The sequence below is a fragment of the Flavobacterium sp. genome, assembly GCF_044369455.1.
In the GTDB taxonomy this organism is placed as follows: domain Bacteria; phylum Bacteroidota; class Bacteroidia; order Flavobacteriales; family Flavobacteriaceae; genus Flavobacterium.
On record NZ_JBIPLW010000016.1, the window covers coordinates 14,264 to 27,140 of the forward strand.

Annotated in this window: 15 protein-coding genes; 7 read left to right on the plus strand and 8 right to left on the minus strand. The window is 32.2% G+C overall.

Annotated features, from left to right (window positions below; all coding sequences use genetic code 11):
• Positions 1-2: 2 nt before the first annotated feature.
• Entirely contained in the window at positions 3-422 is a 420-nt protein-coding gene (locus tag ACIQ2L_RS12370) for a DUF2452 domain-containing protein (RefSeq protein WP_396159254.1), read from the minus strand.
• 24 nt (positions 423-446) lie between these two features.
• Positions 447-737, minus strand: a complete 291-nt coding sequence (locus ACIQ2L_RS12375; protein WP_396159256.1) for a TIGR03643 family protein — start codon at positions 735-737, stop codon at positions 447-449.
• 115 nt (positions 738-852) lie between these two features.
• Between ACIQ2L_RS12375 and aroB the strand changes: the two genes are divergently transcribed.
• The 5 genes from aroB (at position 853) to ACIQ2L_RS12400 (ending at position 5,134) form a co-directional block, all read left to right on the plus strand.
• Positions 853-1,920 carry a 3-dehydroquinate synthase gene (aroB, locus tag ACIQ2L_RS12380; protein WP_396159258.1) on the plus strand — a complete coding sequence of 356 codons (1,068 nt, stop codon included), beginning with the start codon at positions 853-855 and terminating at the stop codon, positions 1,918-1,920.
• Between the two features lie 57 nt (positions 1,921-1,977).
• Positions 1,978-2,157: a hypothetical protein gene (locus ACIQ2L_RS12385; RefSeq protein ID WP_396159260.1), complete on the plus strand. Its 180-nt coding sequence runs from the start codon at positions 1,978-1,980 to the stop codon at positions 2,155-2,157.
• 53 nt (positions 2,158-2,210) lie between these two features.
• On the plus strand, positions 2,211-3,611 hold the full coding sequence (locus ACIQ2L_RS12390) for an arginine decarboxylase (protein WP_396159262.1): 1,401 nt from the start codon (positions 2,211-2,213) through the stop codon (positions 3,609-3,611).
• Between the two features lie 117 nt (positions 3,612-3,728).
• Entirely contained in the window at positions 3,729-4,703 is a 975-nt protein-coding gene (locus ACIQ2L_RS12395) for a deoxyhypusine synthase family protein (protein ID WP_396159298.1), read from the plus strand.
• An 11-nt stretch (positions 4,704-4,714) separates the two neighbouring features.
• Positions 4,715-5,134: a DNA primase gene (locus ACIQ2L_RS12400; protein WP_396159264.1), complete on the plus strand. Its 420-nt coding sequence runs from the start codon at positions 4,715-4,717 to the stop codon at positions 5,132-5,134.
• A 125-nt stretch (positions 5,135-5,259) separates the two neighbouring features.
• Here the strand turns inward: ACIQ2L_RS12400 and ACIQ2L_RS12405 are convergent, their stop codons facing one another.
• The 5 genes from ACIQ2L_RS12405 to ACIQ2L_RS12425 all read right to left on the minus strand — a co-directional run bounded on the left by ACIQ2L_RS12405 (position 5,260) and on the right by ACIQ2L_RS12425 (position 10,692).
• Positions 5,260-5,778 (minus strand): DinB family protein, encoded by a 519-nt coding sequence (locus tag ACIQ2L_RS12405; protein WP_396159266.1) that lies wholly within the window; start codon positions 5,776-5,778, stop codon positions 5,260-5,262.
• 10 nt (positions 5,779-5,788) lie between these two features.
• On the minus strand, positions 5,789-8,374 hold the full coding sequence (locus tag ACIQ2L_RS12410) for a phosphoenolpyruvate carboxylase (protein WP_396159268.1): 2,586 nt from the start codon (positions 8,372-8,374) through the stop codon (positions 5,789-5,791).
• 77 nt (positions 8,375-8,451) lie between these two features.
• Positions 8,452-8,934 carry an Lrp/AsnC family transcriptional regulator gene (locus tag ACIQ2L_RS12415; RefSeq protein ID WP_264521043.1) on the minus strand — a complete coding sequence of 161 codons (483 nt, stop codon included), beginning with the start codon at positions 8,932-8,934 and terminating at the stop codon, positions 8,452-8,454.
• 56 nt (positions 8,935-8,990) lie between these two features.
• Positions 8,991-10,130 (minus strand): M14 metallopeptidase family protein, encoded by a 1,140-nt coding sequence (locus ACIQ2L_RS12420; RefSeq protein ID WP_396159271.1) that lies wholly within the window; start codon positions 10,128-10,130, stop codon positions 8,991-8,993.
• 10 nt (positions 10,131-10,140) lie between these two features.
• A complete protein-coding gene (locus tag ACIQ2L_RS12425) occupies positions 10,141-10,692 on the minus strand; it encodes a 1-acyl-sn-glycerol-3-phosphate acyltransferase (RefSeq protein WP_396159273.1) in 552 nt (183 codons plus the stop codon).
• Between the two features lie 58 nt (positions 10,693-10,750).
• Between ACIQ2L_RS12425 and ACIQ2L_RS12430 the strand changes: the two genes are divergently transcribed.
• Positions 10,751-11,413 (plus strand): spermidine synthase, encoded by a 663-nt coding sequence (locus tag ACIQ2L_RS12430; RefSeq protein ID WP_396159274.1) that lies wholly within the window; start codon positions 10,751-10,753, stop codon positions 11,411-11,413.
• Positions 11,410-12,132 (plus strand): potassium channel family protein, encoded by a 723-nt coding sequence (locus ACIQ2L_RS12435; protein ID WP_396159276.1) that lies wholly within the window; start codon positions 11,410-11,412, stop codon positions 12,130-12,132. Before ACIQ2L_RS12430 ends, ACIQ2L_RS12435 begins: the two co-directional genes overlap by 4 nt.
• Here ACIQ2L_RS12435 and kdsB read toward each other — a convergent pair.
• Positions 12,129-12,854, minus strand: a complete 726-nt coding sequence (gene kdsB / locus ACIQ2L_RS12440) for a 3-deoxy-manno-octulosonate cytidylyltransferase (RefSeq protein WP_396159278.1) — start codon at positions 12,852-12,854, stop codon at positions 12,129-12,131. The genes ACIQ2L_RS12435 and kdsB overlap by 4 nt on opposite strands.
• Between the last annotated feature and the right edge of the window lie 23 nt (positions 12,855-12,877).

Here is a 12,877-nt window from a genome sequence, read left to right on the forward strand (position 1 = left end):
AATTAAAATAAGTTTTTTTCTTTTTCATGAAGTGCTATCCACTTTTTATCGCTGTTTAATTTGAAAGTGCCAATGTGTTCTTTATTCCATTCGTTAGGTCCGATAAGCGAAAGAAAATTCATGCCATCATTTGCTCGGTACATATGATAGATTTCTCCGATAACAGGTTCAAATGAAAACTTAGAATTATATACTAGTTCGTTCCACTCGTATTCTTTCATTAAATTTTCATATTGAAGTTTTAGCTCATTGAACTTATTCTCAAACTGTTTGTTTACGTTGCTAATACCTCTACTTTTCCAAGAAACCAAGTCATCAATTCGAATCACAGGTGCACCAACACTAGTAGAATATGGCAACATACTAGCATTATATCCCTTATCTTCTGAGTAAACTATATTATCAGGTTTTTTATTCTCCATTTTAATCTGTTTAATAAGCTTTAATTATCGTTTTGAAATTTTATTATTAGAAATAGCTCGTTGCAATTTGCATTTGAAACGATCTATTCCTTCAACTCTTTTGGCACTGTGTTTTGTTTTACAATTTTCAACCCGTTCGCGCCAAAGTTTGTAACTACTAAACTTTAATTCTTTTTTCATAAGAGCTTTGACATCGGCTTCTTTTAAACCAAATTGAAATTCAATAGCGTCAAATGGGGTCCTATCTTCCCAAGCCATTTCAATAATTCTATCAATAGCGATTGCATCAAGCATTTTATGTTTTTCTTTGAGCATAAATTCTGTTTAACAATTACGTATAAAAAGTAAACAAATGTAATTCAAATAAATTAAACCAATTGTTAATCAAAACCAAAAAAACAGTTATTTTGCATAAAATACCTTTTGAATTATGCAAACCATACAAGCCAACGGTTATGAAGTCTATTTTAATGAGAATGGATATGATTTACTCCATAAATTTATTGCTGATAACAACTATTCCTCACTATTTATTTTAGTTGATACTAACACAAATGAAAAATGCTTGATGCGGTTTTTATCCTATTTAGCGACCGATAAAAACATTGAAATCATTGAAATTGAAGCTGGCGAAAGCGAAAAAAACATCACAACTTGTGTCGAAATTTGGTCAATACTAACAGAACTTGGTGCTGATAGAAAAAGTTTGTTAATCAATGTTGGCGGTGGCGTTATTACTGATATTGGCGGTTTTGTGGCTTCAACTTTCAAAAGAGGTATTGATTTTATCAATATTCCAACTTCTTTATTGGCCATGGTTGATGCCTCTATAGGAGGAAAAAATGGTGTGGATTTAGGAAATTTAAAAAACCAAATTGGAGTTATTAATTCACCAAAAATGGTGCTGGTAGACACAGACTATTTAAATACTTTGCCTCAAAACGAAATGCGTTCTGGATTGGCCGAAATGCTTAAACATGGATTGATTGCAGATGCTAATTACTGGAAACATTTTAGAGATTTAAAACAATCTGACTTTGCTGACTTTGATGTTTTAATTCATCGCTCTATTGAAATTAAAAACGAAATCGTCACTCAAGACCCAACAGAAAATGGGATACGGAAAGCACTCAATTTTGGACATACCTTAGGTCATGCTATTGAAAGTTATTTTCTGGAAAATGAAAATAAAACTCCCTTATTGCATGGTGAAGCTGTTGCTGTAGGAATGATTTTGGAAAGTTATATTTCTTGGCAAAAAAAATTAATTTCAGAAACTGAATATGCCGAGATTAAAAATGTAATAGCAGCTATTTTTGAAACCATTCTTTTTGAAGAAAAAGATCTTCAACCCATTTTGGATTTACTCATCCATGACAAAAAAAATGAATATGGAAAAGTACAGTTTGCCTTACTTGACAGAATTGGCGCTATTACAATCAATCAAGAAGTTGATAATGAATTAATTTTAAAATCTTTCAAAGATTACAAATGCTAATGATTTTTTCGCAAGAATAGTTGGAATACGCAAATTTTATTTTTTACATTTGCCCTAATGAAAAAAAGTGACAACACTTCAAATTACAGTATTTACAGTCAAGAAAGAACAAACATTTTCTTTACTTTTTCACCTCATTTTTTTATTCAAAAAAATGAATTTACTGCTTTGCATCCAACAGTTACTTTTTTGTTTCAAGAGAAACTACCAATTATTTATGCAAACATTAGGGTTTGAATTCGAGATTACTTTTTTTATACAATTAATTAATCTTCAATTTTACATCCTCAATGAATACTAGATATTTCGACTTAATAAATCAAACGTTTTACTTCCCACAAGAAGAATTTACTCTAAATAAAGATAATCTTCAGTTTCACAACATCGATTTGATGAAACTCGTAGAACAATATGGAACGCCATTAAAGTTTACCTACTTACCACAGATTTCTAATAATATTAACAAGGCAAAAGGTTGGTTTAGAAAAGCCATGGAAAAAAATAAGTATGAAGCAAAATATTACTATTGCTATTGTACAAAAAGTTCGCACTTTAGTTTTATAATGGATGAAGCTTTCAAAAACAATATTCACATCGAAACATCTTCTGCTTTTGATATTAATATTGTGGAGAATTTAATGGCTCAAGGAAAAATTAATAAAAACACTTATGTTATTTGTAATGGTTTCAAAAGAGAACAATATATTGAAAACATTGCCCGTTTAATTAACGGTGGACATCATAAAACTATTCCAATTATTGATAACTATGAAGAACTTGATTTATTGCAAGAATCTATAAATGGCAAATTCAAAATTGGAATTAGAATTGCAGCAGAAGAAGAACCAAAATTTGAATTTTATACTTCGCGCCTTGGTATTGGATATAAAAATATTGTACCCTTTTACAGAAAACAAATTGAAGAAAATAAAGCTGTAGAACTAAAAATGCTTCACTTTTTTATCAACACTGGTATTATGGACACAGCATATTACTGGAATGAATTGGTAAAATGTATTAAAGTATATGTTGCCTTAAAAAAAGAATGTTCAACTCTGGATAGTTTGAATATTGGTGGTGGATTTCCAATCAAAAATTCATTGGCTTTTGAATTTGATTACCAATACATGATTGACGAAATTATCAACCAAGTAAAAATTGCTTGTGATGAGGCCGAAGTAGATGTTCCTCATATTTTTACCGAATTTGGTTCGTTTACCGTTGGTGAAAGTGGCGGTGCGATTTATCAAATTCTATATCAAAAACAACAAAATGATAGAGAAAAGTGGAACATGATCGACAGTTCATTTATCACTACTTTACCTGATACTTGGGCAATTAACAAACGTTTTGTGATGTTAGCGGTTAATAGATGGAATGATACATACGAAAGGGTTTTACTTGGCGGATTAACTTGTGATAGCGATGATTATTACAATTCTGAACAAAATATGAATGCTATTTATTTGCCTAAATACAATAAAGAAAAACCATTATATATAGGATTTTTCAATACTGGTTCTTATCAAGAAACCATTGGTGGTTTTGGTGGATTACATCACTGCTTAATTCCGCAACCAAAACATATTTTAATTGACCGCGATGAAAATGGAATATTAGCCACCGAAGTTTTCTCTGAACAACAGAATGCAGATGATGTGTTGAAAATATTAGGCTACAAAAAACTATAACAAGAAAATTTTAAATAAATTTATAACTATTTTATACAATTTAATTTAAAAAAATTGTTTGCAGTATTAGAAAAAAAGATTTTCTTTGAGAAGCAAATTAAAGCACCCAATAACAAAATGAGCAAAGGACCAATCAGTCAGTTTATAGAAAATAACTATCTGCATTTCAATGCTGCAGCACTTGTTGATGCTGCAAAAGGATATGAACAACATTTACTTGACAACGGTAAAATGATGATAACTTTGGCTGGTGCCATGAGTACAGCCGAGCTAGGTAAATCATTGGCAGAAATGATTCGACAAGATAAGGTACACATAATTTCGTGTACTGGAGCCAATTTAGAAGAAGATATCATGAACTTGGTAGCTCACAATTCTTATAAAAGAGTACCCAATTATCGTGATTTGAGTCCACAAGACGAATGGGATTTATTAGAAAACCATTTTAATAGAGTTACTGACACTTGTATTCCCGAAGAAGAAGCGTTCCGAAGATTACAACAACATTTATATGATATTTGGAATAATGCTGACTCAAATGCAGAACGCTATTTTCCGCATGAATTTATGTACCAAATGATAAATTCTGGTGTACTGAAACAATACTACGAAATTGATCCAAAAGATTCTTGGATGGTAGCTGCCGCAGAGAAAAACCTACCCATTGTAGTTCCAGGTTGGGAAGATAGTACCATGGGAAATATTTTTGCTTCCTATTGTATTAAAGGAGAGTTTAAACCAACCACCATGAAAAGTGGCATTGAATACATGATGTGGTTGGCCGATTGGTATCCAAAAAATTCAACAGGAAAAGGATTAGGCTTCTTCCAAATTGGCGGAGGAATTGCTGGAGATTTTCCAATTTGTGTGGTACCCATGTTATACCAAGATATGGAAATACACGATGTTCCATTTTGGAGTTATTTTTGCCAAATATCCGACTCCACTACAAGTTATGGTTCCTACTCTGGTGCGGTTCCAAACGAAAAAATCACTTGGGGAAAACTTGATATACATACACCTAAATTTATTATCGAATCGGATGCAACCATTGTTGCGCCATTAATATTTGCTTACTTACTAGATTTATAAAAGATTTTTTTATGAGAAGAATTATCGTAGACTATGCTAAATTAACTGGAGACATTCTTAACTTATTGGTCGATAAGTTTCCTGAAGGTTATGATGATAGTGATATTATTCGTTTTAGAAATGCTCAGAACGAATTAGTCGAAGCCGTGGAAGTAAAAACAGAAGACACTATATACTTAGTAAAAGTAAGTACAAAACTGGCCAGTCGTATGGAAAAATTTGACGAAGAAGAAGATATTGACTCCGTGGTGGAACCAATAGAGCCTATAAAAGGACTGGACGATGATGAAGACGCTCCTTCCGATATAGATGAAGATGACGATGACGATTTATTAAAAGATAAAGGAGGTTCAGATGATGATGACGATGATGACGATGAGGATGAATTTGAAGTTTCTGATAATTTTGCTGATGAAGACGACGAGGAGTAATAAATTATTATAAATTTTGAATTTTAAATTATAAATGTATCCCAAGTTCTATAAAGAATTTGGGATTTTTTTATTGTACAAAATTTAAGTCTTCAAATCTAAATCAAGAATTTAATTTAAAATAATCAAAGGTATCTTTCCTCAAAAACGCTCTGATGATGATTTTGATGCCCAATAATAGCAAATCCCAACGCTCTTACGGATATTTGATTATTAGAAGCAATTCCTTTTCTTAGGAATTCTTCTTCCGAAAATGATTTAAATAGTGACAATGAAGCTTGTCTGACCACAGCCAATTCCGTCAGTAATTCCTGAATACTTCTTTTGTTGGCATTGGCTTCGTCGACATAATCATTTTCTTCAAAACCTTTTAATTCGGTTGTATCATTTCTAGCAAAGCGCAATGCTCGGTACGCAAATATTCTTTCGGCGTCAATTAGATGTTGAAGAATATCCTTAATCGTCCATTTTCCTTCGGCATAACGATAATCAAATTTGTCTAACGGAATGTTTTGTACAAATTTTATTAAACGATGTACGGATATTTCTAGCTCTTCTACCAAGGTGTATTCATCTGAAACTTGATTCAAGTAATTAGCAAAATAGGCTGGGAATTCATCGGGTTTTAATTCGGTTGATTTCATATTATTTTTTTTACGCCGAATTCCTACTGGCATTGGTATTTCCAAACAACGAACGCGTTACCAATTTTTCATATACTTTAACTAACTTTTCGTTAACCATATTGGTTCGTTTCATTTCAATTATTTGAGAAGAAGCATACTGCTGAATTGCCAATAAAGGCATAACAATTTGTTCTCTAATATCAATCGAAGCTTTTCCGTCGGGATAATTTTCCATAAGGGTTTTGTGCCTTGCAATTTTTAGTAATAGACGTTTTGTTTCCAAAAATTCATCATAAATGATTTGCCAAAAGGCGCCAAATTCTTTGTCCTCCTTCATGTATGCCGTTAACGGAAAAAAACATTTAGCCAATGACATCATACTGTTTTCTAATAAGGTTCGGAAGAATAACGAATCATCATACAGTGTCTGTACTTTATCCCATTGGTTAGCATCTTCAAAATATTTTAGTGCCGTTCCTACTCCAAAAAAACCAGGTACATTTTGCTTTAATTGACTCCACGCACTCACAAACGGAATCGCCCGTAAATCGGCAAAGTTTAATTTTTCATCCGTATTTCTTTTCGAAGGTCGACTACCAATATTAGTTTTAGCATAATATTTCAGCGTGCTCATTTGCTCTAAATAGGGAATAAATTTCGGGTGCGATTTAAAATCTAAATATTTCTGATACCCGATAGTTGCTAATTTATCAATAATATATTTATCAGAAGACGAAAGATTATTTTCATCTTTATTAAAAACTTCATTGGCAACACCAGCACTCAATAGATTTTCTAAATTATAGCGACAGGAATCTAAAGTTCCAAAATTAGAACTAATGGTTTGCCCTTGAACCGTAACCTGAATTTCTTGGTTTTCAATAGTAGAACCTAACGAAGCATAAAATTTGTGTGTTTTTCCGCCACCACGGGCTGGAGGTCCACCACGACCATCAAAGAAAATTACTTTGATTCCGTATTTACGAGAAACTTCGGTTATGGTTTCTTTGGCTTTAAATATACTCCAATTGGCCATCAAATATCCCCCATCTTTGGTTCCGTCTGAAAAGCCAAGCATTATTGTTTGCTTTTGTTTTCGTTGGTTAAGATGAAATCGATAGGCTTCATTTTGATACAATTGTTCCATAATTTCATGGGCATTTTGCAAATCTTCAACCGATTCAAATAAAGGAACAATATCAACCGTTGGATTTTCCCAATGTAACAAACGGAACATGGCAAAAGTTTCAATAACGTTTAACGCGCTTTCGTTATTACTGATGATGTAACGATTACATCCTTTTTCTCCATTTTTATTCTGAATCTCGCGCATCAATTTAATAGTATCTAAAGTAGCACGCGTAATTTCGTTTTCAAAAGTATGTTGAGTCAAATCAAAATGAAGTTTTGAAATGAAATCCATTTTTTTATCAATAGAATAAGCATCAAAATCATCTGGGAAAAATGCCATCTTTTCTGTTTTTAAGAAAGCAATAATATCATCAAAAACCTGATTGTGAATGCGACTATTTTGACGAATATCTAAAGAAGCAAAATGAAAACCAAACTGGTTCACTTTCTGTAAAAGCAGATTTACATCATCTAAATATAATGAATGATGCTTGTTAATTATTATTTGTCGAACAACATTTAATTCACTTGACAATTCATCTAGCGTAATAAAAATATCCCCTTGCGAATAAAAAACCGAGCGATACAATCGGTATTCCAAACCTGCAATAATGGTATCGACTTCGTTAAATGTTAATTTACGTTTCAGTGCTCTAATATCAAAGTAATAACATTTGAGAATCGAAGTTCGCAATCTGTTTGCGACTTTTTCGGTAATTTCTGGAGTTACAAATGGATTTCCATCTCTATCACCACCTGGCCAAAAACCTAGATTAATGATCGGATTCTCGATTATATTTCCGTTAAAAACATTTTTTTGCAAATACTGCATCATATCACCTATAGTTTGATAAAATACATTTTCGAGATACCAAATCAAACTTACCGCTTCATCATATGGTGAAGGTTTTTCCTTTTTGATAAACGGTGTTTTTCCCAATTGTGCCAATAATTGCTTAATCTGCAACAAATCATTTTGACGAATCGCTTCGGTCAAATCAGTTATAATTCCTAGTACAGAACCTGGATAAAACTGCGTAGGATGTGCTGTTAACACGGTTCTAACATTGAAAGTGTCTAAAAAATTAACCAATTCAGCATGCTTGTCTTTGGCTTCTGCCTTTTCTTTAATATCACGTAAAGAACCTCTTCCTTCAAGATTATTAATTATCGAGAAAGCAGCATCTTCAATAGCATCAAAAAGTACAATTTGTCTTTCTACATATTGTATAAAGCGAAACATCAAATCTACTTTTTTATCTTCAGTTGCTTTATCTAGATATTTATCGGCAAAGAAATCTACAATTTGCTTCGGGGACCAATTATTTTTAAAACCTGTATCACAAACTTCTGAGAATAATGGCAGTAAAACTCCTGTATTATCAATTGCATCAAAGGGTAATGTAATAAACACACTATTGTAAATGTGATATTTTGACAATACATCTTGGTTGAACTGTTCAATTTTTGGTAAAGTGTACATGGTCGTTTAATTGAATTTTAAATGTACAAAAAAACCTCAAATTTTCACTTGAGGTTTAAAAGATATTTTTGTGATGATTAGTCTAATTCCTGAAAAATAGTATGCATCAAACGTTTTTTATCATTAATGCTTTCTTCTAACGAAATCATCGTTTCTGTTCTATAAACACCTTCGATATCATCAATCATAAAGATAACATCTTTGGCGTGTTTAGTATCTTTTGCTCGGATTTTGCAGAAAATATTAAATTTTCCTGTAGTTACATGAGCCACAGTTACATATGGAATTTCATTAATTCTCTCTAATACAAATTTGGTTTGTGAGGTGTTGTTTAAAAACACCCCTACATAAGCGATGAAAGAATACCCCAGTTTTTCGTAATCTAAAGATAATGAAGAACCCATAATTATCCCTTGATCTTCCATTTTCTTAACTCTAACGTGAACCGTTCCAGCTGAAATCAATAATTTCTTTGCAATATCAGTAAAAGGAATCCTAGTGTTGTCAATCAACATGTCTAAGATTTGGTGGTCTACTTCGTCTAATTTAAACTTGCTCATAAAATTTATTTTATTACATTTTATTTAATCATTTAGAGTTCAAATAGAAAATTCAACTACTTTATAGTACCGTTAACTATTTTGATGTTTGTTCCTAAATTAAAAGTAGCTTTTGTGTCGATAATTGGTATATTATTTTTTCCATCATGATAGCGTTCACCTTGTGCATCTATCTCAACATGACCAAAATAATTATCTAAAGTATCAATTTGAGCAATTACTGCTTCAAAAGTTATTTCTTTATTATTTAGAACTTCTTTGAACTGAGCTGCAAAGTTGCTATTTTTTTCAATACCTTCATAATTTATTTTAACATTTTTATAAACAAAATCATAAAAAACGACTTTATTTTGCGGAATTTTCATGTAATCCTCAATTTTATTGTGAACTATATCGTTTTCGTACAGATAATGTAATCCCGAAAGCAATGCAATAAAAATGTACTTCCTAGTTATTTCTCGATTATAATCATTTTGAAAATGTCCGGCCTCAAATAATAGAGTTGGTATATTAAGATGCTGAAACGTATCACCAACGCAATTAAGATTAAAAGAATCATCAAAGCGTCCTACTTGATTTGGGATATATTTTTGCAAAGTTGCATTCATGGCAACAATCACATTCATTGCTTTTATTCTAACTTCATTAACCTCTCGATTGTCATTATAAGCAGGTGCCAAAAATGAAACGGTAGCAGGTTTTCCTGTATTTCCAGCACCAAAAATAGTTCTCTGATCATGAAGATTATAGCAAAAATTTGGTTTAAACGTTTCGAAAACGCTTCTCAGAACTACACTTTCGGGTTGCGATTGCTCTTGTGCATCACGGTTTAAATCAATTGCATTTGCGTTTTCACGTGTATACAATGCTGCTCCGTCAGGATTCAGCATCGGAATCAGACAAAAAGTAAATTCACTCTTTAGTTTTACACTCAAATCAGAATTGGAATGTAACAAATTCATAAAATCAAAAAGTGCCTTGGTCGTAGTGCTTTCGTTACCGTGCATTTGAGACCACATTAATATTCTGATTTTTCCAGTTCCGATTTCTAATGTATAAATCGGTTTTCCTAAAACGGATTGACCCACTATTTGAGTAGCGTATTTTGCTAATAATGGTTCTATTTCCTCTAGCGTAATATAACGTCCAAAAAGTGATTCTTCTTTATAATCCTGATGTAGGTGTATATAATTCATTGTCTTATCATTAAACTATAAAACTTCGTTCAGGGATTTTTCCAATAACGCCTTTAAAATGCGGTAATATAATTTTCATATCTTCTTCATAATTACCTGTAACAGGAACTGGATCACCTACTCTAACTTCTTTTTTACCGTAATCAAAAGCAACTGGAATTACAGGAACATTGGCTTTTAATGCAATATAATAAAACCCTGATTTTAGTTTGGTTACTTTTTGGCGTGTACCTTCGGGAGCTATGGCTAACCTAAATACTTCTCTAGAATTAAAAATATCAACCGTAGCATCTACATTGTTTTTTCCACCACTTCTGTCCAAAGCTGCACCTCCAACACTTCTAAAATACCAACCAAAAGGAAACCTGAACAATTCTTTTTTGCCAACAAAATTCATTTCCAATCCTATAATGCCTCGGGAAAACAACCCCAGGAAAAAATCAAAATTACAAGTGTGTGGCATAACCATCAAAACACTTTTTTTGACGTTTCCGTCCATAGTGCCGATAATTTTCCATCCCATTAATTTTAAAAAAATAAATTGATAAAGCCACTTTTTCATTTGGAATATTTTTCGTAAATTTAGTGTTTCTGACTTACTTTTGAGAAAATATTTATTGATGGTACGAAAACTGTTTAGCTATTTTATTCCAATTAATGTATACAAGAAAAACTCAGCTATAAGCAAATCGCTAGAAGTCACTTGGAATAATGGCGAATTGGTTTTAGACAGCAAAAGTACCAACTATTCGTATGGAAGTCTACAAAGAATTCTTAGAAAAGGATTGAAATATATAGGTTTTGAACGAATTCGAACCTTTGAAAGTGTATTACTTCTTGGTGTTGCAGGTGGAAGTGTGATTAAAACTTTGGTTGATGAAGTGCAGTTTAAAGGGAAAATTACAGGTGTTGAAATTGACGAAGCAGTTATAAAAATTGCCAATGAGTATTTTGAATTGTATAAAATTCCAAATATAGAAATCGTAATTGACGATGCTTTTGAATATGTTTTGAAAACTAAAAAAACCTATGATTTAATTATCATTGATATTTTTCAGGATACGAATATGCCTAATTTTTTGTTTGAGGATTTTTTTATTAATCGAATCAATTCTTTACTGAATCTTAATGGATTTATATTGTTCAATACAATGGTCATTAGTAAACTTCAAGAAGACCGAAATTTACTTTACAAATCAAAATTTAAAGGAAATTATTCGTTGCGAATGTATCCGAAAGTAGAAGTGCATAACGAGTTGTTCACGATAAAAAAACTAGCATGATGAAGACTTTTATTAAAAAACTTTTACTAGGCAAAATCACCGAAAAAGATAAAGTTAAGTTCAATTTGAACCCAATTCAGAAGCGAATTCTAAATATTCGAGCGATTTGGAATAACGATCATCAAGACGATAATGGTATTGAAAAAATAATGAGATTATTTCTTGCTATCACACAACTGGTCTTCCCGGGTGTTTATATCAAATATTTAGCAGAAAAAAGAGGGTTAGGTTATCAAGATCTAGCCATGGATTTTTATATCTTACTAAAAGTTGCTTTTCCTATATTAATTTTAATGAATGGATGGCAAGATTATCAAATCATTATTTGGCTGATGATTTATCTCCTTTTGGAAACCGTGTTATACATTCCAACTCTAATTTTTGCTTCTGATATGCTTTCGAGACCACGTTCCTACAAGAGGTCGATGCTTTTATTATTCTTTAATTATTTAGAAATTGTAATTTCATTTGGCGTATTATATTCCTGCGGCAATCATATGAACAAGCCTTTTGTGAGTTGGTTTGACCCAATCTATTTTAGTATGATTACCTCTTCTTCTATTGGTTATGGTGATTTTTTTCCTGTTACTACTTATGCAAAAGTCTTGGTAAGCATTGAAGCATTATTCTTTCTTTCCTTTGTGGTTTTGTTCTTGAATTTCTTTTCGAATAAAATGAAAAACAAAGGATATTTTGACCAAGAAAGTGAAGAGTTTTAAAGCATTTTTCGAGCCTGATCCAAATCTTCTGGTGTATCAATTCCGATGCTACCCTCATCGGTTTCGACCATTTTAATTCGTTTTCCAAATTCTAAATAGCGAAGCTGCTCTAGTTTTTCAGAAGCTTCTAAGGATTTCATTGGCAGCTGATAAAAATCTAATAAGGCTTGTTTTCGGAAAGCATAAATTCCGATGTGTTTCATATAGCGAACTCCCGCATTTGTATCTCTTGGATACGGAATTACAGAACGCGAAAAATATAAAGCAAAACCACTTTGGTCGGTTACGACTTTAACGTTATTCGGATTTTCGATTTCGGCAACAGCTGTTATCTGAAACATCAACGAAGCCAAATCCACCTTATGCTCAAAATCATTTCTAAAAACCTCCAAGAGTTTGGCTAAAGGTGCTGCATTAATAAAAGGTTCATCACCTTGCACATTCACTACAATATCTACATCCAAATTTTCAACTGCTTCGGCTATTCTATCACTTCCGCTTTCGTGTTCCTTAACACTCATAATTGCTTTGCCACCGTTATTGATGATTTCATCATAAATCAAAATAGAATCGGTTACTACAAAAACATCCTGAAACAAATGGGTGTTTACCGCCGCTTCATAGGTTCTTAGAATGACTGTTTTTCCGCCTAAATCCTGCATGAGTTTGGCAGGAAATCGAGTAGAAGCATAGCGAGCGGGAATGACGGCGATGGTTTTCATTACAATTTATTTCTTCAAATATA

Excerpts from the sequence above, each read along its gene's own strand:
- ACIQ2L_RS12370 (WP_396159254.1), bottom strand. The coding sequence starts at position 422 with ATGGAGAATAAAAAACCTGATAATATAGTTTACTCAGAAGATAAGGGA.
- ACIQ2L_RS12375 (WP_396159256.1), bottom strand. The coding sequence starts at position 737 with ATGCTCAAAGAAAAACATAAAATGCTTGATGCAATCGCTATTGATAGA.
- aroB (WP_396159258.1), top strand. The coding sequence starts at position 853 with ATGCAAACCATACAAGCCAACGGTTATGAAGTCTATTTTAATGAGAAT.
- ACIQ2L_RS12385 (WP_396159260.1), top strand. The coding sequence starts at position 1,978 with ATGAAAAAAAGTGACAACACTTCAAATTACAGTATTTACAGTCAAGAA.
- ACIQ2L_RS12390 (WP_396159262.1), top strand. The coding sequence starts at position 2,211 with ATGAATACTAGATATTTCGACTTAATAAATCAAACGTTTTACTTCCCA.
- ACIQ2L_RS12395 (WP_396159298.1), top strand. The coding sequence starts at position 3,729 with ATGAGCAAAGGACCAATCAGTCAGTTTATAGAAAATAACTATCTGCAT.
- ACIQ2L_RS12400 (WP_396159264.1), top strand. The coding sequence starts at position 4,715 with ATGAGAAGAATTATCGTAGACTATGCTAAATTAACTGGAGACATTCTT.
- ACIQ2L_RS12405 (WP_396159266.1), bottom strand. The coding sequence starts at position 5,778 with ATGAAATCAACCGAATTAAAACCCGATGAATTCCCAGCCTATTTTGCT.
- ACIQ2L_RS12410 (WP_396159268.1), bottom strand. The coding sequence starts at position 8,374 with ATGTACACTTTACCAAAAATTGAACAGTTCAACCAAGATGTATTGTCA.
- ACIQ2L_RS12415 (WP_264521043.1), bottom strand. The coding sequence starts at position 8,934 with ATGAGCAAGTTTAAATTAGACGAAGTAGACCACCAAATCTTAGACATG.
- ACIQ2L_RS12420 (WP_396159271.1), bottom strand. The coding sequence starts at position 10,130 with ATGAATTATATACACCTACATCAGGATTATAAAGAAGAATCACTTTTT.
- ACIQ2L_RS12425 (WP_396159273.1), bottom strand. The coding sequence starts at position 10,692 with ATGAAAAAGTGGCTTTATCAATTTATTTTTTTAAAATTAATGGGATGG.
- ACIQ2L_RS12430 (WP_396159274.1), top strand. The coding sequence starts at position 10,751 with ATGGTACGAAAACTGTTTAGCTATTTTATTCCAATTAATGTATACAAG.
- ACIQ2L_RS12435 (WP_396159276.1), top strand. The coding sequence starts at position 11,410 with ATGATGAAGACTTTTATTAAAAAACTTTTACTAGGCAAAATCACCGAA.
- kdsB (WP_396159278.1), bottom strand. The coding sequence starts at position 12,854 with ATGAAAACCATCGCCGTCATTCCCGCTCGCTATGCTTCTACTCGATTT.